The organism is Streptomyces celluloflavus, assembly GCA_000720995.1.
Classification (GTDB): Bacteria; Actinomycetota; Actinomycetes; order Streptomycetales; family Streptomycetaceae; genus Streptomyces; species Streptomyces celluloflavus.
In genome coordinates this window covers 55,444-73,101 of the sequence record JOEL01000031.1, presented here as the reverse complement: position 1 = coordinate 73,101, position 17,658 = coordinate 55,444, and the positions used below count along the sequence as shown (strand labels likewise).

16 protein-coding genes and 1 pseudogene are annotated in these 17,658 nt (G+C 73.1%); 3 read left to right on the top strand and 14 right to left on the bottom strand.

Annotated elements, in window-relative coordinates:
* Window positions 1-531 precede the first annotated feature (531 nt).
* From tsaE to IH09_RS24595, 10 genes are all read right to left on the bottom strand, one after another.
* Entirely contained in the window at window positions 532-1,068 is a 537-nt protein-coding gene (gene tsaE, locus IH09_RS24640; protein ID WP_052859659.1) for a tRNA (adenosine(37)-N6)-threonylcarbamoyltransferase complex ATPase subunit type 1 TsaE, read from the bottom strand.
* 118 nt (window positions 1,069-1,186) lie between these two features.
* The gene (locus tag IH09_RS24635; protein ID WP_052859658.1) at window positions 1,187-2,464 is read right to left on the bottom strand and encodes an alpha/beta fold hydrolase; all 1,278 of its coding nucleotides are present in this window, start codon (window positions 2,462-2,464) and stop codon (window positions 1,187-1,189) included.
* Window positions 2,461-3,639 (bottom strand): alanine racemase, encoded by a 1,179-nt coding sequence (gene alr / locus IH09_RS24630; RefSeq protein ID WP_052859657.1) that lies wholly within the window; start codon window positions 3,637-3,639, stop codon window positions 2,461-2,463. The genes IH09_RS24635 and alr overlap by 4 nt, the downstream gene beginning before the upstream one ends.
* A gap of 114 nt (window positions 3,640-3,753) precedes the next feature.
* Window positions 3,754-5,178: an NAD(P)H-hydrate dehydratase gene (locus IH09_RS24625; protein ID WP_110952555.1), complete on the bottom strand. Its 1,425-nt coding sequence runs from the start codon at window positions 5,176-5,178 to the stop codon at window positions 3,754-3,756.
* 83 nt (window positions 5,179-5,261) lie between these two features.
* Window positions 5,262-5,630 (bottom strand): holo-ACP synthase, encoded by a 369-nt coding sequence (locus IH09_RS24620; protein WP_052859655.1) that lies wholly within the window; start codon window positions 5,628-5,630, stop codon window positions 5,262-5,264.
* 4 nt (window positions 5,631-5,634) lie between these two features.
* Window positions 5,635-7,482 (bottom strand): glutamine--fructose-6-phosphate transaminase (isomerizing), encoded by a 1,848-nt coding sequence (gene glmS / locus IH09_RS24615; RefSeq protein WP_052859654.1) that lies wholly within the window; start codon window positions 7,480-7,482, stop codon window positions 5,635-5,637.
* A gap of 374 nt (window positions 7,483-7,856) precedes the next feature.
* Window positions 7,857-8,066 (bottom strand): DUF397 domain-containing protein, encoded by a 210-nt coding sequence (locus IH09_RS24610; protein ID WP_052859653.1) that lies wholly within the window; start codon window positions 8,064-8,066, stop codon window positions 7,857-7,859.
* On the bottom strand, window positions 8,063-8,329 hold the full coding sequence (locus IH09_RS40155) for a Scr1 family TA system antitoxin-like transcriptional regulator (protein ID WP_052859652.1): 267 nt from the start codon (window positions 8,327-8,329) through the stop codon (window positions 8,063-8,065). Before IH09_RS40155 ends, IH09_RS24610 begins: the two co-directional genes overlap by 4 nt.
* A 9-nt stretch (window positions 8,330-8,338) precedes the next feature.
* On the bottom strand, window positions 8,339-8,548 hold the full coding sequence (locus tag IH09_RS24600; RefSeq protein WP_052859651.1) for a DUF397 domain-containing protein: 210 nt from the start codon (window positions 8,546-8,548) through the stop codon (window positions 8,339-8,341).
* Window positions 8,549-8,553: 5 nt separating this feature from the next.
* The gene (locus IH09_RS24595) at window positions 8,554-9,423 is read right to left on the bottom strand and encodes a helix-turn-helix domain-containing protein (RefSeq protein ID WP_052859650.1); all 870 of its coding nucleotides are present in this window, start codon (window positions 9,421-9,423) and stop codon (window positions 8,554-8,556) included.
* 209 nt (window positions 9,424-9,632) lie between these two features.
* On the opposite strand from IH09_RS24595, the gene IH09_RS24590 reads away from it, so the two are divergent.
* The gene (locus tag IH09_RS24590; RefSeq protein ID WP_190233391.1) at window positions 9,633-10,028 is read left to right on the top strand and encodes an ATP-binding protein; all 396 of its coding nucleotides are present in this window, start codon (window positions 9,633-9,635) and stop codon (window positions 10,026-10,028) included.
* A gap of 65 nt (window positions 10,029-10,093) precedes the next feature.
* Window positions 10,094-10,369 carry a putative ATP-grasp-modified RiPP gene (tgmA, locus tag IH09_RS24585; protein WP_110952554.1) on the top strand — a complete coding sequence of 92 codons (276 nt, stop codon included), beginning with the start codon at window positions 10,094-10,096 and terminating at the stop codon, window positions 10,367-10,369.
* A gap of 143 nt (window positions 10,370-10,512) precedes the next feature.
* On the opposite strand, the gene IH09_RS24580 is transcribed toward tgmA, so the two are convergent.
* Complete coding sequence (locus IH09_RS24580) at window positions 10,513-11,382, bottom strand: PaaX family transcriptional regulator C-terminal domain-containing protein (RefSeq protein WP_052859648.1); 870 nt, start codon at window positions 11,380-11,382, stop codon at window positions 10,513-10,515.
* A 226-nt stretch (window positions 11,383-11,608) separates the two neighbouring features.
* On the opposite strand from IH09_RS24580, the pseudogene IH09_RS37845 reads away from it, so the two are divergent.
* Window positions 11,609-11,932 (top strand): annotated as a pseudogene (locus IH09_RS37845) (GrpB family protein); the annotation flags it as partial.
* Window positions 11,933-12,085: 153 nt separating this feature from the next.
* On the opposite strand, the gene IH09_RS24570 reads toward IH09_RS37845, so the two are convergent.
* The 3 genes from IH09_RS24570 to alaS all read right to left on the bottom strand — a co-directional run bounded on the left by IH09_RS24570 (window position 12,086) and on the right by alaS (window position 17,271).
* Window positions 12,086-12,940 (bottom strand): alpha/beta fold hydrolase, encoded by an 855-nt coding sequence (locus IH09_RS24570; protein ID WP_052859705.1) that lies wholly within the window; start codon window positions 12,938-12,940, stop codon window positions 12,086-12,088.
* A 14-nt stretch (window positions 12,941-12,954) separates the two neighbouring features.
* Complete coding sequence (locus tag IH09_RS24565; protein WP_052859646.1) at window positions 12,955-14,178, bottom strand: saccharopine dehydrogenase family protein; 1,224 nt, start codon at window positions 14,176-14,178, stop codon at window positions 12,955-12,957.
* Between the two features lie 414 nt (window positions 14,179-14,592).
* On the bottom strand, window positions 14,593-17,271 hold the full coding sequence (gene alaS / locus IH09_RS24560; RefSeq protein WP_052859645.1) for an alanine--tRNA ligase: 2,679 nt from the start codon (window positions 17,269-17,271) through the stop codon (window positions 14,593-14,595).
* Between the last annotated feature and the right edge of the window lie 387 nt (window positions 17,272-17,658).

The following is a 17,658-nucleotide window of genomic DNA, read 5'->3' as shown; positions in this document are numbered from 1 at the left end:
TGAATAGCTGAGTGCATCTGACGCTAAACGGAACGTGGCGATGCGCTGAGAGATCGTTTTCAGCAGCAACCCGTGGTCCACCGCCCGCGAGATCATCGACTTCGCCTCCCGGCCGCTACCTGCCCAAGCGCTACCGCTGCACCAAGCGTGGCGCAAGCGCCCACCCCAGGGCACCACGGACCGGCTGGAGCGAATCGTACGGTCGATGAGAATCGCGGTCCCCGCAGTACGCACCCGCGACGGCCAGATCATCAGGTGACCAATGAACCTACGCCGCAGAGAGTCTCGCCATGGCCCCAGGCGACGGCCCGCGTCTTCCTGGGCACCCCTCACTTGCCGTCCTCGATCACACTGGGTGAACAGCCCCTCGGACCCCCGCCGGGTCCGTGCGGGTAGTGAAACTTTTCGTGCGGCGAATGTGACGTAAGTCACTTCACGAAAGATTTCAATGCCCAGGTCAGAGCCTCGGGCACTGAAATCTCTGGCGCGGTCCGGCACCACCGGCCCCCGGCCGGGCGGGGTACGGCGCGGTCAGCGGGGTGCGAGGGCGGGCAGACCGGCGTCGGCCCAGCGCGCGCCGATGCCGGTGACCGTCACCTCGCGTACGTCGTCCGCGTCGCTCTCCAGGGCGTCGGCCAGACCGCCCGGGGCGTCCGCGCCCACCGCCCGCGCGATGACGACGTGCAGCCGGTCCTCGGACAGCTCCTCGACCTTGCCGTCGCCCCACTCCACGACCACCACCGACTCGGGCAGCGAGACGTCCAGGTCCAGGTCCTCCATCTCGTCCAGACCGCCGCCGAGCCGGTACGCGTCCACGTGCACCAGCGCCGGACCGCCGGTCAGCGAGGGGTGCACCCGGGCGATCACGAAGGTCGGGGAGGTCACCGCGCCGCGCACGCCCAGGCCCTCGCCGAGGCCGCGGGTCAGCGTCGTCTTGCCCGCGCCCAGCTCGCCGGTGAGCAGCACCAGGTCACCGGGGCGCAGCAGCGCGGCCAGTCTGCGGCCCAACTCCTGCATCTGGTCGGGGGACTTGATCGTGACGTGGGTGGTCGCGGCAGTGGTGCTCATGCCGCAAATGGTACGGGCCCGGCGGCCGGCCGTGCCGGGCCCGCGTCCGGCCGACGGCCCGGACCGGCGCCCCGGCCGGGCCGCCCGGGGTTCCGTCCGGGCCTCTCGGGTCCCTCGTTCAGGCCCGCGCGGAGCGGGAGCTGCGCGCCGTCGCGCACGCCCGCTCCACCAGCGACACCAGTTGCTCGTTGACCTCGTCGGGGCGCTCCAGCATCACCAGATGCCCGGCGCCGGGCAGGCACACCAGCTCGGCCGTGGGCAGCAGCTCGGCGATGGCCCGGCTGTGGTCGGCCGGGGTGATCAGGTCCTTCTCCCCCGCGAGCACCAGCGCGGGCACCCGGTCGTACGCCACCAGCGCCTCGGTCTTGTCGTGCTCCGCGAAGGCCGGGTAGAACTCGGCGACCACATCGATGGGGGTCGCCTCGATCAGCCGCTCACCGAACCGGGCGACGCCCGGATCCACGTCCTCGGGCGTACCGAACGAATAGCGCTTGACGATCCCCGCGAACAGGTCGGCGGTGGCCCGCCGCCCCCGCTCGACCATCTCGCTCTGCGCGCCCAGCGCCTTGAGCACGCCCGGCGCCAGCCGGTGGAACGCCTTGACGCCCAGCGCCGGCAGCCCGAAGGCGACCTCGCTGAGCCGGCCCGCGGAGGTGCCGATGAGGGCCACCCCGGCCACCCGTTCCGCGACGTACTCGGGGAACTGGTCGGCCAGCGCCATCACCGTCATCCCGCCCATGGAGTGCCCGACCAGCACGATCGGTCCCTCGGGCGCGGCGGCGTCCAGCACCGCCTTCAGATCCCGGCCCAGCAGGTCGATGGTGACCGGCTCGGAGCCGTCGAGCTGGGCGAGCCCGCGGGCCGAGCGGCCGTGGCTGCGCTGGTCCCAGTGGACGGTGCGCACCGTGCCGCGCAGCGCGGCGCGCTGGAAGTGCCAGGCGTCCTGGCTCAGGCAGTAGCCGTGGCTGAAGACCACGGTGAGCTCCGGGGAGCGCCGCCCGAGCGCCGCCCGCAGCCGCTTGCGGTAGGCGCCCTGGCCCGCCGTCCCGGAGCCGCCGGACCGCTTCTTCGGCGCCTCGGCCGACGCGTGGCCCGCCGCGCCGCCCGCCTCGTCGACCTCGTAGTACAGCGCGGTGCCATCCTCCGCGATCACCGTGCCGGGGGTGCCGCGCAGCGTGCCGTACGGGCCCGCCGCGTCCAGCGCCAGCCGGGCCCGGCGGCGCATCCCGCGGCCGACCGTCATCCGCTCCAGCGCCACCCCGGCCGCGGCGCCCGCCGCCACCACGCCGATCGCCGCGCCGGCGATGCCCGCGTGCCGCCCGGCCCTGGACCAGTTGCCGGCCGCGTCGGCCGCCGCCCCGACCGCCTTGGCCGCGGTCTCCTTGCCTTCCGTCATGCCCTGCCCCCCTGGCCGCCGACTCCTTCGTCGTGCACCTCACTATCCAGGAAGACGCGTGGCACCCGGGTGCCGATCCGGGTGACGATCTCGTAGCCGATGGTGCCGGTCGCCCTGGCCCAGTCCTCGGCGGTCGGCTCGCCGCGGTCCCCCGGCCCGAACAGCACGGCCGGATCGCCCGGCCGCGCGCCGTCGCCGCCCAGGTCCACCACGAACTGGTCCATCGCGATCCGGCCGGCGACCGTCCGCCACTTGCCCGCGACCAGCACCGGGCCGCTGCCGGAGGCGTGCCGCGGGATGCCGTCGGCGTAGCCGAGCGGGACCAGCGCGAGGGTGGTGTCACCGGGCGTCGTGTAGTGGTGGCCGTACGAGACGCCGTGGCCGCCCGGGACCCGCTTGACCGACGCCAGCGACGCCTCCAGCGTCATCGCGGGCCGCAGCCCGAAGTCCTCCGGGATGCCGATCTCGGGGCTGGGCGAGACGCCGTAGACGCCGATACCGGAGCGGACCAGGTCGAAGTGGGCCTCGGGGAGGGTGAGCAGCGCCGGGGTGTTGGCGATATGCCGTACCTCGGGGCGCAGCCCGGCCGCCGCGGCGTCCGCCAGGGCCTGCCGGAAGGCGGTCAGCTGGAGCGCGATCGAGGGGTGTCCGGGCTCGTCGGCGCAGGCGAAGTGGGACCAGACGCCGGTGACCGTGAGCTCCCCCGCCACCTCGGCGGCGCGGGCGGCGGCGATCAGCTCCGGCCAGTCGGCGGGCTGGCAGCCGTTGCGGCCGAGACCGGTGTCGACCTTGAGCTGGACGCGGGCGGGGCGGGCGCAGGCTTGCGCCGCCACGGTCACCTCGCGCAGCGCCCACAGGCCGCTCACCGAGACGTCGATGTCCTGCTCGATCGCCTGGTGCCAGGGGCCGCCGGGCGTCCACAGCCAGCACATCAGCCGCCCGGTGTCCCCCGCCGCCCGCAGCGCGAACGCCTCCTCCGGGAGCGCCGTACCCAGCCAGCTCGCACCGGCCGCGCGGGCGGCGCGGCCGCACCGCACCGCACCGTGTCCGTAGCCGTCGGACTTGACCACGGCCATCAGCTCTGCCCCGGGTGCGCGGCGGCGCAGTGCGCGGACGTTCGACCGGACGGCGGCGAGGTCGATGGCGGCGCGGGCACGCATTGCTGTCTCGTTCATCTTCCTCAGTGTCTCAGGCGGCACCGCCGTACTCCGGGGGACCGGCGCCCCGGTGTCCCCCGTCGCTCCGGCAGGCGGGTGCGTGACCTGGGCATACCCGGCCGGATCGCCCGGTCAGTCCTGTACGTCCCGCCAGGCCGCGGCCAGGTGACCGGCGACCTCCGACGCCAGGATCGGGGCGCCCGTCGGACCGGCCGCGCGGCGGGCCGCCAGCCCGTGCAGATACGCGCCGACGGACCCCGCGTCGCGGGCCGGCAGCCCGGCGGCGAGCAGCGCCCCGGTCACCCCGGAGAGCACATCGCCGCTGCCCGCCGTCGCCAGCCAGCCCGTCCCGGTGGGGTTGACCCGTACGGGCCCGGCCGCGTCGGCGACCAGCGTCGTCGAGCCCTTCAGCAGCACGGTGGCGGCGTACCGCCCGGCCAGCTCCCGTACGGAGTGCAGCCGGGCCGCCTCGACCTCGTCCCGGCCCCGGCCCAGCAGCGCCGCGGCCTCGCCGGCGTGCGGGGTCAGCAGGGTGCCCGCGGTCCTGGCGCGGACCCGCTCCGGGGTCAGGAAGCGCAGCCCGTCCGCGTCCACCAGCACCGGCACGTCCGCGGCCAGCACCTCGTCCAGCGGGTCCGCGTCGTCGCCGAGGCCCGGTCCGATCACCCATGCCTGGACCCGGCCCGCCTTGCCGGGCGGCCCGGCGTGCACCAGCGTCTCCGGGAACCGCGCGAGCACCGCGTCGGCGGCCGGGCCGACGTACCGTACGGCCCCCGCGCCCCCGCGCAGCGCGCCCGCCACCGCCAGCACCGCCGCGCCCGGATAGCGCGCCGAGCCGGCGACCACGCCGACCACCCCGCGCCGGTACTTGTCGCTCTCGGCGGTCGGCCGCGGCAGCAGCTCGGCCACGTCCGCGTGCTGCAACGCCTCCACATCGGCCACCGCGGGCGGCGCGAGCCCGATGTCCACCAGCCGCAGCGCGCCCGCCGCCTCGCGCGCCGGATCGATCAGCAGCCCCGGCTTGTACGCCCCGAACGTCACCGTCGCATCGGCCCGTACGGCGTCCCCGTGCACCTCGCCGCTGTCCGCGTCGACCCCGCTCGGCAGATCGACGGCCACCACGGTCGCCGACTCCCGTGCCACGCGGGCGAGCCGGGCCGCCTCGGGGCGCAGCCCGCCCCGGCCGCCGATGCCGACGATGCCGTCCACGACCAGATCGGCCCGTGCGAGGTCCCGGTCCGCGTCGGCCGACACCCGCCCGCCGGCCGCCCGCAGCGCGGCCAGTCCGCCGCCGTGCGCCCGCTCGGGCGACAGCAGTACGGCGGCGACCCCGGCCCCGCGGCGCGCCAGCCGGGCGCCCGCGTACAGCGCGTCGCCGCCGTTGTCGCCGCTGCCGACCAGCAGCACCACCCGGGCGCCGTACACCCGTCCCAGCAACTCCGCGCAGGCGGTGGCCAGTCCGGCCGCCGCCCGCTGCATCAACGCCCCGTCCGGCAGCCGGGCCATCAGCTCCCGCTCCGCGGCCCGCACGCTCTCCACGCTGTAGGCAGTCCTCATGCGGTCAGTCTCACACCCGCGCCGCGGCGGGCACCGCACCCGGACGGGGAGCGGAGCGCCGCACCCGGGCGGCCGCCCCGCCGCTACCCCTCGGCGATCACCACCGCCGACGCGACGCCCGCGTCATGGCTGAGCGACACATGCCACGCCCGTACGCCCAGCTCCGCCGCGCGCGCCGCGACCGTGCCGCGGACCCGCAGCCGTGGCTGGCCGCTGTCCTCGACGTACACCTCGGCATCCGTCCAGTGCAGTCCGCCGGGCGCGCCGAGCGCCTTGGCCACCGCCTCCTTGGCGGCGAACCGGGCCGCCAGCGAGGCGGTCCCGCGGCGCTCGCCGCTCGCCAGCAGCAGCTCCTGTTCGATGAAGAGCCGCCGTGCCAGCTCCGGTGTCCGCTCCAGCGCCGCGCCGAACCGCTCGATCTCGGCGACGTCGATCCCCACCCCGATGATCACCGGTTCACTCCACCGTCACGGACTTGGCGAGGTTGCGCGGCTGGTCGACCTCGTTGCCGCGGGCGGTGGCCAGCTCACAGGCGAAGACCTGGAGCGGCACCACCGACACCAGCGGCTGGAGCAGCACCGGGGTGCGCGGGATCCGTACGAGGTGGTCGGCGTACGGGGCCACCGCCTCGTCGCCCTCCTCCGCGATCACGATGGTGCGCGCCCCGCGGGCCCGGATCTCCTGGATGTTGGAGACGATCTTGTCGTGCAGCACCGAGCGGCCGCGCGGCGACGGCACCACCACGACCACCGGCAGATCCTCCTCGATCAGCGCGATCGGCCCGTGCTTGAGCTCACCGGCCGCGAATCCCTCCGCGTGCATGTACGCGAGTTCCTTCAGCTTCAGCGCGCCCTCCAGGGCCACCGGGTAGCCGACGTGCCGCCCCAGGAAGAGCACCGTGTTCTTGTGGGCGAGGCCGCGCGCCAGCTCGCGCACCGGCTCCATCGTGCCGAGCACCTCCTCGACCTGGGTGCCGATGGCCGCCAGTTCGCGCACCACGTCGCGGATCTCGTCGCCCCATTTGGTGCCCCGTACCTGCGCCAGGTAGAGCGCGACCAGATAGCAGGCCACCAGCTGCGTCAGGAACGCCTTCGTGGAGGCGACGGCGACCTCGGGCCCGGCGTGCGTGTACAGCACCGCGTCCGACTCCCGTGGGATCGTGGACCCGTTCGTATTGCAGATCGCGAGCACCTTCGCGCCCTGCTCACGGGCGTGCCGCAGCGCCATCAGCGTGTCCATGGTCTCGCCGGACTGGCTGATGGCGATCACCAGCGTCCGCGGGTCCATGATCGGGTCGCGGTAGCGGAACTCGCTGGCCAGCTCGGTCTCGCAGGGGATCCGCGTCCAGTGCTCGATCGCGTACTTGGCGATCATGCCCGCGTGGTACGCCGTCCCGCACGCCACGATGACGACCTTGTCGACCTCGCGCAGCACCGACGGCGCGATGCGCACCTCGTCCAGCGCGAGCACCCCCGAGGCGTCGATCCGCCCCAGCAGGGTGTCCGCGACCGCCTTCGGCTGCTCGGCGATCTCCTTCAGCATGAAGTAGTCGTAGCCGTCCTTCTCGGCCGCCGACGCGTCCCAGTCGACGTGGTACGCCCGCACCTTCGCCGGGGCGCCGTCGAAGTCCGTCACCGTCACACCGTCCCGGCGCAGCTCCACAACCTGGTCCTGGCCCAGTTCGACGGCCTCCCGGGTGTACGCGATGAACGCCGCCACGTCCGAGGCCAGGAACGCCTCGTCCTCCCCGACGCCGACCACCAGCGGCGAGTTGCGGCGCGCCCCGACGACCAGATCCGGTACGTCGGCGTGCACCGCGACCAGCGTGAACGCGCCCTCCAGCCGCCGGCACACCTGCCGCATCGACTCCGGCAGATCGCCGCACGACGAGTACGCCTCGGCCAGCAGGTGCGCGACGACCTCGGTATCCGTCTCGGACACCAACTCGTGCCCGCGGTCGGTGAGTTCGGTCCGCAGCGCCGCGAAGTTCTCGATGATGCCGTTGTGGACGACGGACACCCGGCCGGCGTTGTCCAGATGCGGATGGGCGTTGCGGTCGGTGGGCCCGCCGTGCGTGGCCCACCGGGTGTGCCCGATCCCGGTCGTCCCGGTCGGCAGCGGACGGTCCGCCAGCTCCTTCTCCAGGTTGGCGAGTTTCCCCGCCTTCTTGGCCGCCGCCAGCCCGCCATCGGCCAGCACGGCGACCCCCGCCGAGTCGTAACCCCGGTACTCCAGCCGCTTCAGCCCGGCCAGAACCACATCAAGGGCGGGCTGCCCGCCCACATATCCCACGATTCCGCACATGGGGGCAGCCTACGACGGGGCGGCGCGGGGGCCGATGACCCGGCGCGCGCCCCGGACTCTCCCCGGCCGCGAACGGCGCCGGGGCGGGCGCCCCGGGCCTGGGGCGGCGCCTCCCCTTGCTCCCCGCTCCCCGCACGGCCTCCACGACCGGCCCCGCCCCGACCGTGTCCGGGAGAGGGCATGGGCCCCGCCGCCCCACGCGACATTGCCGAACCCGGCGAACCCGCCGTCCCGCCCACGCGCCCACCCGCCCCAGGCCGTGACGACGCACTCACGCGCCCCGCTCGGCGCCCAACGCCGGTGTCCGCACCCCTCCACGTGCAGCCCGTCGACCTCCGGTTCCCGGAAGGTCCCCCGCTGCCCATACGGGACCGTCACAGCGCCTCGAACGCCCCCGCCTTCACTCCGTCGACAAACGCGGCCCAAGCGGCGGACGCGTGGAACTGCGTCCCACCGTCGCGGTCCTTACTGTCCCGGACGGCCCGGCCACCGTCGGCGGTGTGCGCGACTTCCACGCAGTCATTGGTCGGCCCTGAGGAAGCACTGGCCTTCTGGAATGCGGTGACGATGTCTCGGTTCTTCATTCCTTTTCCCTCTCGCTCTCCGGGATTTCCTTCATCGCCCGCCGGATGAACGACAGGCTCTGGTCGGGTGTCAGCGCGGCGGATCTCAGAGTTTCGAAGATCTGGGCATGCGTGGCCATGTCCTCCGGGTCTTCGAAGAGCACGGAGCTTGTGGTGGTGTCGTAAGCGACAGCCTGAGGGCTCGGCGCCCGACGCCGGATGTCCGCACCCCTCCGCGCGCAGCCCGACGACCTCCGAACCCCGGAAGCCCCCCCGCCGCTCATACGCGACCGTCACAGCGCCTCGAACGCCCCCACCTTCACCCCGTCGACAAACGCGGCCCAGGCGGCGGGCGTGTGGAACTGCGTCCCACCGTCGCGGTCCTTACTGTCCCGGACGGCCCGGCCACCGTCGGCGGTGTGCGCGACTTCCACGCATTCCTGATCTATCCCCTGCGATGCACTGGCCTTGACGAATTCAGTGACGATGTCCCGAGACCTCATCGATGTCACCCCTCACTCTTCGGAATACCCGCTATCACATTCTCCAGGAAAGCCAGACTTCGCTTCGGACTCAACGCGGCCGACCGGAGCGCTTCGAAGATCCGCGCATGCTTGGCCACGTCTTCCAAGTCCTCGATGAGCACGGTGCTCGTCGTGCTGTCGAACGCGACGGCTTCAGGGGCAGGCTCGGGGCCGAACGAGTACAGGACGAAGTGCGACGCCATGTGTGCGGCACTCCATTCCGAATACGGCAGGACCTGCACCGTGACGTTCTGCCGCCGAGCGGCGTCGAGGACGTACATCAGCTGCTCGCGGTGCACTTCCCTTGACGGCATGGGAGCAGTCAGCGCCGGCTCCCAGACGACCGCGGCGAAATGCGATCCGGCTTCTTCGATGACCCGTTTACGTTCCCGCCGGACCGCCATGGCCTTTTCGATGGTCTCGGGCGGATGCACTGTCACGCTGGCACCGGCAAGCGTCTTGAAGTAGCCGGGCGTTTGCAGCAGTCCGGGGATGAAGAGCGGTTGCCACGTCCGGATGTACGACGCGTCGGTCTCCAGCGCGATCACATCAGCATGCTCATCACTGACCATGCCCGCGTAGTCGAGCCACCAGCCCCGCTTGTTGCTCATCCGGGCGAGGTGCTCCAAATGCGCCCTTACGTTGGCGTCGCCCACGCCGTAGAGGTCCAGCAGGATCCGCACATCCCCGACGCGCGACGCACTGATGCCCGCTTCGACGCGGCTGACCTTCGCCGTGGAGCAGCCAAGCGCCTCGGCCGCGTGCTCCTGGTCGAGATGAGCGGCGAGTCGATACCTCTTGAGGGCCGCACCGAGCCGCCGACTGCGCACTGTGGGCTTCCCACCTGCGGGCATGCCATCTCCCTGTCGTCCGCTTCCAGGATGCACGGTAACTGACCGCGCGCACCAGGCTGTTGAGACTCTACGTGGCTCGTAAATTTACATCTACCAATGACTTGCAAGTTGCCCTGTTGCACCCCTAGCTTCAATCACATCACTCCGTGCCACTGAAACGAGACCGTGAGTGATCAAGGTTCCGCCTGCCCACCACCCTTGGGGGACATATGTCCGGGCGCACGCACGTGATGAGGTTCCGGATCCGCAAGAGCTCCGTACCGGCAGCTCGCCACCACGTAGAAGCACTCCTGACGGAGTGGAAGCTCGGCGGCCTCGTTGACGCCGCCACCCTGATCACCAGCGAGTTGACGGGTAACGTCATCAGCCACGCCAAGGGCACAGGCGAGTTCTTCGAACTGGGCCTGCGCCGCCGAGGCGGCCTGCTGATCCTGGAAGTCTCCGACTCCTACCAGTGGCGGATGCCCGAACTCCGCAAGCCCGGCCCGGACGACCTCTCCGGCCGGGGCCTGCTCATCGTCGACGCACTGTCGGAGAACTGGGGCATCCGCCCACGCGACCCCGGCAAGACAGTGTGGGCGCACCTCACGGTCAACCGCATCTGACAGCCACGATCAGACCGGCGCCGGCCCCCTCGACCACGCACATCCCGACACGATAGGGAGAACTCATGAAAGCAACGACAGCGGCCACGACCTCAACAACACTGCCCCCGTGGGGACTTGGCCGGATGAGGCCCTTCCCGCGCACGGCCCGTCTGCCGTACTCCGACATCGTCTTGGACCCGCACACACAGACCGGCAGGTGGCTGTCCTCGGACGGCCGCGAAGTCCCGGTCATGGACAAACACAAGGCGTCCGAGACCTCGAATGAGACCACGACCTCGACCACACAGACCGTATGGATCGGCGAACCGACCGGACCGTCCTGGTCCCTGCCGGGCTGAGGAGGGCGCCGCGAGCCCACAGCACCGGACGGCACCACCCACCGCTGGACGCTGTGGCCGACGCGGACCGCAAGGCGCAGGGCCGCCCACGCCGCGGTGCGCCGGTCCGGGTGCCGCAGGCGCCCCGCCGCCCGCCGCGGCCCTCACCCCCCGGCGGCCGTCGGCGGGACCACGTCCCGGTAGAGCTGGAAGAGGCTGATGCCCTCGTCCGCCGCCTCGTACGTGTCCAGCAGCGACCAGCACCGCGCGACGATTTCCCGGGCCTGGGTGCCGGACCAGGGCTGCGGGAGCAGTTCGGGTGGCAGGAGGGGGTCGTGCTCCATGGCGCGGGAGAACTCGGCGGCCAGTTCGACCGCGATGCTCAGCCGCTCGGGGGCCGTCAGTCCGGTCTCCTCCAGCCGGCTCAGCCGCGGCCGGGCGACGGCGGCGAGGCGGTGATGGGCCTCGGCGATCTCGTCCAGCGGCCACAGGGCGCGGGCGAGGGCGACGGGATCGCGCTCCTCGCCCTGGCGCAGGTCGCGCGTGGTGAGGAAGGTGAGGTGGCCGAGGACGTCGAGCTGGCGGGCCTGCTCCTCGACGTACGGTTCCCAGCCGTTGGCGCTGACGTAGAGGCCGCCCTGCACGGGGGCGCCGCCGAGCCGGGTGAGCGCGGTCCGCAGGGCGTCGCGCGCGGTGCGGATGCTCTCGGGCACGGCGAAGGCGACCAGATGCCAGGTGCCGTCCCAGGGCACCAGCCCCGCGTCCTGCTGGAAGGCGTGGGAGACGAACTCGACGTCGGGCCCCAGCGACCGCGCGGTGGCGCCGGTGGCGCGCAGCAGGGCCTTGCGCCCCCTGCCTTCCTGCGTGAAACGCCCCTCGGTGACCAGCCGCTTGACGCACAGCCGCACCTGCTGATCGCTCATCCCGAGCAGGTCGGCGGTGGCGTAGAGCTCGCCGGTATCGACGGTGTGGTCGGTGCGGATCAGGGCCTCGACGAGCGTCCGGGTGGGGACCTGGACGTCTGGTGCCGGCATGCGGGGGGAATCCGTTCTGCTCGTGGAAATGGTGGGCCTTTCGGGCGTGTGAAGGGTACGGCACGCGGGGGTGCCGGAGCGGAGCCCCGGCAGGTCGCACGGACCGGAGGCCCGCCCGGCGAGCGCGCCGATCACGCTGTCCGCCCCGGCCGCCGCCAGGCACGCCCACTCACCCGCACACCCTCCCGGCAACACGGCCCCGATCAGGGCGGCATAGGGTCGGCCGATGGGTACTGAGCATGATGACGACTACCTCGACCAGGTCCTGATCGGCGGCCGTGAGCCCACCCGGATCGTGGTGGTGGACCCGGATCCGCACTGGGCCGAGCGGTTCGGCGCCCTCGCCGCGCGGGTCCGCCGGGCGCTCGGGGAGGCGGCGCGGATCGAGCACATCGGTTCCACGTCGGTCCCCGGGCTGGCGGCGAAACCGATCATCGACATGCTGCTGATCGTCGAGGACGTCGACGACGAGGACGCTTTCGTACCGGCACTCGTGGCGGAGGGGTTCGTCCTCCGGGTGCGCGAGGCCGGCCACCGGATGCTGCGCACCCCCGCGCGCGACGTGCATCTGCATGTCTACGGCGAGGGCGCGCACGAGATCCAGGACTACCGCGATGGGGGGGAGGGGGGGGCGGGCCCGCCCCCCCCCCCCCCCCCCCCCCGCCCCTCACCCCCTCCCTCTTTTCACCGATCGCCGCCCCGTCTACAGATCCCCCCAGAACGACCGGAGCAGCGCGGCCGTCTCCGCCGTGCGCTCGATCTGCGGCAGATGCCCGCACCGGGGGAAGAGATGGGTGCGCGCCCGGGGAAGGGCCGCCACGGCGTTGATGAAATGGCCGGCGGGCAGGATGCGGTCGTGCGTGCCCCAGACGACGAGCGCCGGGGTGTCGAGCGCCGCGACCTGCGCGAGCAGCTCCCTGCGCCAGCCGACGTGTACGCCGCGCCACGAACCGAGCTCGCGGGACATGTTCCGCGACGCCCGCGCCGCCCCTTCGCGGCGGGCGAGGGCCAGTGCCGTGGCGACCCGTTCGTCGGTCGCGAAGGCCGGGTCGTGGAAGAGCAGGCGCTCCGTCTCCCGCGCGAGGCCCTCGTCGGGACGCAGGAACAGCCGCCAGAGCAGCGGAAGGTCGAGGACGCGCAGCGCCCAGCTGACATTGCCGCCGAATCCCGCGCTGTTGAGCAGCGCCAGCGAGGACACCCGCGCGGGGGCGCGGGCGGCGAGCTGCATGGCGACGGCGCCGCCCAGGGAATTGCCCACCACGTGCACACCGGAAGCGATACCGAGCCGGTCGAGCACCCCCTCGACCTGCCCGGCCAGCGACGCGAGCCGCCAGTCCGGCAGGGGCTGCGATCCCCCGAACCCCGGGAGGTCGACCGCGAGTACCCGGTAGCCGGGCAGGGCGGCCTGGAGCGGCCCCCAGTCCGCCAGGCTGCGTTCCAGACCGTGCAGCAGCAGCACCGGGGGGCCGCTGCCCGTCGCGGCGTAGCGGACGGCACGCCCCGCCACGTCGACGGACGCGGTACGGGGCGGGCCGGCCGCTGCCGATGCCGATGCCATGGTGTCCCGCCCGTTCATCCGGCCGGAGTCACGGTGAGGGCCACGCCGTCGGGAGCGCCGTGACCGCCGGCGAGGCCGGGCACTTGGCGCACCAGATCGGCGAAGAACCGTCCGGGGTCGACGGCGGTCTCCGGCGGGTGCACGCCGGGGTGCCGGACGGTGCCGTCCAGCAGTTGCGCGAGCCCCAGCGCCAGCGGGAGCCCGGTCGCCTCCGCCATGTCGTTGACCAGCGCCGTGGCACCGGGCGTATCGGCGAGCCGGGCCAGCACGGTGACCGGGGCGCCGTTCCGGGTGCCCCTGGCGACGGCGAAGAACGGCGGCAGCGACCCGGGCCCCTTGCGCGTAACGGCACCCGCCGTGGCCCGCAGCGCGCGGGACACCGAGGGCCGGACCAGATCGGCCGCGGCGGTCTCGCCGGTGAGTTTGCCGGCGTCGATATCGCGGCGCAGGACGTCGAGGTAGGCCACTGTGCCCGGGGTGATGACCATGAGGTTGGCGGCCTCACCGGTCGGGCGGAAGCTGCGGTGCAGGGTGACCGGCTCGGGGTGCCCGACGGTGTAGGCCGTGCCGGAGTGTCCGGGAGCGACGTCGAGGGCGACCGGCAGGAGCGGCTGCCGCTGGACGAGCTGCCCGCCGCTGATCATCGCCACCTCCCCGCTGATCTGCTCCATCCAGTGCACGGCGGCCGCGGTGGGGCGCCCTTCGGCGTCACTCATCTGTTCGTCGTCGTTCCCGCCGCCGGTGACGTCCACGGGCCAGGCGGTGTACAGGTCCTGGACGTGGTCCAGCTGCCGGACGGCGCGGGCGGCCAGCAGGTTGCTGACACCGGGGCTGGCGCCCATACCGATCACGGCGCAGACCCCGGCGGCCCGCGCGTCCTCGTCCAGGGCGAGCATCTCCAGGGTCGGCTCCCAGTCGTCGCAGATGTCCAGGTAGTGGGTTCCGGCCGCGATCGCGGACCGCAGCACGGTCATGCCGAAGCGGAAGTACGGACCGACGGTGTTGAGCACGACATCCGCGTCCTCCAGTGCGGTGCGCAGCGCGGTGGCGTCGGTCACGTCCACCGCGAGCGCCCGCATCGGCACCTTGGCGGTACCGGCGAGCCGGTCCACCAGCGCCTGGGCCGCGGCCAGGTTTCTGTCGGCCACCACCATCTCCGTGACACCGGGGAGCCGGACCGCCACGCGCACCGCCACGGCCCCCATCGCTCCGGGGCCGCCGAGAGCCAGGATCCTCATCGCATCTCCATTCACCGCATGGACGCTATATGAAATGCGATCGTAAGCCATACGATCGTCTTTGTGGTGACCAATTGGTGAGAGGGTGTGGATCCTGACCGGTCCGCACAGCACGGATCCGGTACCGCGCAGCACGTGGCCGGCCCCGCACGGGCCGGCCACGGCGCACCATCGCGGCGAATCCGGACCCCTGGGCGAGCGGCCGCGCCGGGACCCGCGACCGGCACCGGACCGCTCGGCGCCGGTGGTCAGGTGCTCCCGCGCCGTTCGCGAATCGGACGGGCCGCCGCAAGGCCGTACGGGGCCGTCGGGCCTTGAGGCGGCCCCGTACGCCGGGTACGGCCCTGCGGTGGCTGCCCTCCACGGATCTCCGCACCTGGCCACCCCGGCGTCCGGCGACGCCCCGGCCGCCGATCAGGAGCTGTGGGCCCCCGCGGCGGCGTCGCCGAGCAGACCGGCCGCGTGCCGGGCCGCCTGGTCGAGGGCCCGGTCGAGGTGCTCGGGGCGGCGTCCGCCGGCGCTGGCCAGGGGGCCGCGACCGCCGGAGCCACCGCCCACGGTGCGGGCCGCCGCCGTGAGGAGCTCACCGGCCTCGGTACCGCCCCGATGCAGATCGGGCGAGACGGCGGCGGCGAGGAGGGCCTTGCCGTCGTGGTCGGCGGCGAGGATCACGACGGCCGGGCCGGGCGGGATACGGCGGAGCGCCTCGGCGGCGAGACCGCGCAGTTCGTCCGGGGCGACGCCGGTGACGCGCCGCGCGACGAGCCGGCCCGCGCCGACCTCCCGGGCCTCTCCGGCGAGCTGCTCGGCCCGCTGCCGCAGTTCTCCGGCCCGCACCTTCGCCAGCTGCGCCTGGGCATCGGCCAGCGCGTCCAGGCGCTTACGCAGGGCCGCGGGGGCGTCGGCGGGACGCGTGCCGAGCAGACCGGTCAGCTCGGCCAGCAGGCGCCGTTCGGTGTCCTGGTGGTGGCGGGCCTGGTGGCCGGTGAGGGCTTCGACGCGGCGGAGGCTGGAGCCGATGGAGGACTCGCCGAGCAGCCGGAAGGTGCCGATCTGGGAGCCGTGGGCGACATGGGTGCCGCCGCACAGCTCACGGGAGAAGTCGCCGATGTCGACGATCCGTACGGTGTCGCCGTACTTCTCCCCGAACAGGGCGAGCGCACCCGCGGCCTCGGCCTCCGCGCGGCCGGCGTACCAGGCCCGCACCTCCGGGTCGTCCAGCACGTGGCCGTTGACGGCCGCCTCGATCCGGGCGAGCTCGTCGGGGCCGACGGCGGAGAAGTGCGCGAAGTCGAAACGGAGCCGGTCCGGCTCGACGAGGGAGCCCTGCTGGCGGGCGTGGTCGCCCAGGACGGCCCGGACGACCGCGTGGAGGATGTGGGTGGCCGAGTGCGCGCGCATGAGCCCCTGGCGGCGGTCGCCGTCCACCACCGCGACACCGCTGTCGCCGGTACGGAGTTCGCCTTCGAGGACGCGGGCGGTGTGGACCCGGAAGCCGTCCAGGCCGTAGCGCGTGTCGGTGATCCGCAGCCGGGCGCCATCGCGGGTGGTCAGGGTGCCGGTGTCGCCGATCTGACCGCCGGCCTCGGCGTAGAAGGGTGAGCGGTCCAGGACGAGTTCGGCCTCACTGCCCTCGGGGGCGGTGCGGGCCACGGCGCCGTCCCGGACGATGCCCCGCACCGTGGTCTCGGCGGTGAGGTGGTCGTAGCCGAGGAACTCGGTCCGCGGCAGACCGGCGGCCAGCTCGCGGTAGGTGTCCCGCTTCCTGAGCGCCTCGGCGGTCCTGGCCCTGCCGCCGGCCTGCGCGCGCTTCTGCTGCTCCGCCAGCAGGGCGGCGAACCGGTCCTCGTCGACGGTCAGCCCGGCCTCGCGGACGGCCTCGACGGTGAGTTCTAGGGGGAAACCGTAGGTGTCGGCGAGCTCGAAGGCGGTCTCGCCGGGCAGCGCGGCCGACCGGGTCGCACGGGTACGGGTGATCGCGGCGTCCAGCAGCCGGGTGCCCTGGGACAGGGTGCGGGTGAAGGAGTCCTCCTCGTTCGTGACGACCCGCTCGATCAGCGCGGCCTGCGCGGTCAGTTCGGGCCAGACCCCGCCGAGGTTGGCGATCACGCTCGCGGTGGCGGCCGGCAGCACGGGCCCGTCGATACCCAGGAGGCGGGCGTGGCGGACGGCACGGCGCATCAGCCGGCGCAGCACGTAACCGCGGCCGTCCTTGGCGGGCAGCACACCGTCGGCGATGAGGAAGGCGATGGAGCGGGCGTGCTCGGTGACGACCTGGAAGGAGACCTTCTCCTCGCCCCGGCCGGGGTAGTCGCGGCCGGCGAGGCGCTGGACGGTGTGGAGGGTGGGCAGCAGCAGGTCGGTGGTGCAGACGTTCTCGGCGTCCTGGAGGATCGCGGCGAGCCGGTCCAGGCCCAGTCCGGTGTCGATGCTCTTGGTGGCGAGTTCGCCGAGGATGGGGAAGCCGCCCTTCTTGTCGCCCTCGCCGCGCCGGAACTGCATGAAGACCAGGTTCCAGATCTCCACATAGCGTTCGCCGTCGACGGCGGGCCCCCCTTCCCTGCCGAAGGCGGGGCCGCGGTCGTAGTTGACCTCCGAACAGGGGCCGCAGGGGCCGGGGACGCCCATCGACCAGTAGTTGTCCGCCATGCCGAGGCGCTGGATACGGGAGGCGGGGACGCCGATGCGGCGCCAGTGGCGTTCGGCCTCGTCATCGTCCTCGTAGACGGTGATCCAGAGCCTCTCCGGCGCCAGCCCGTACCCCTCGGTGAGCAGCTCCCAGGCGAACGCGATGGCGTCTTCCTTGAAGTAGTCGCCGAAGGAGAAGTTGCCCATCATCTCGAAGAACGTCGCATGCCGGTTGGTGCGGCCGACGTTGTCGATGTCCGAGGTCCGCGCGCACTTCTGGATGCTGGTGGCGCGGGGGAAGGCGGGCGGGGTCTCGCCGAGGAAATAGGGCTTGAACTGGTTCATCCCGGCGTTGGTCAGCAACAGGGTGGGATCGTCCGGCACCAGAGGGCTGGACGGGACCTGATGGTGGCCGCGGGAGGTGAAGAAGTCGGTGAACGTCTCGCGGATCTGCGTCGCGCGCATGGCTGCATGGCCTCACGGAAGAGTCGTGGCAGGTGGGGGAAGAGCACACGCCGAGCCGGGCCGAGAACGGGACTGAGAGGGTTCTCAGTTCTCCAGCTCGACGCAGATAGCTCGCGCCCCCACGGTGCAGACCATGACTCCCGATCCGTTGATCGCTTCGGTGGTACGGCGGTCCCCTACGGGTCTGCCGCCCTTTCGACTGTAGCCGGTCCGGCATCAGGACCGCTCGGCGTTTTACGGGGCTCCGCCATGGGCTCGGCCGCGGCGCGGGGGACGGGTCCACGGGCGGCGGCCGAGCCCGGCGGGCCGAGCCGGACGTGCCGCGGTGCGGGCCCGTACTCCCCGCGGCGGCGTACGGGTGAACCTGCGCACCCCCTCCCGCCGGGC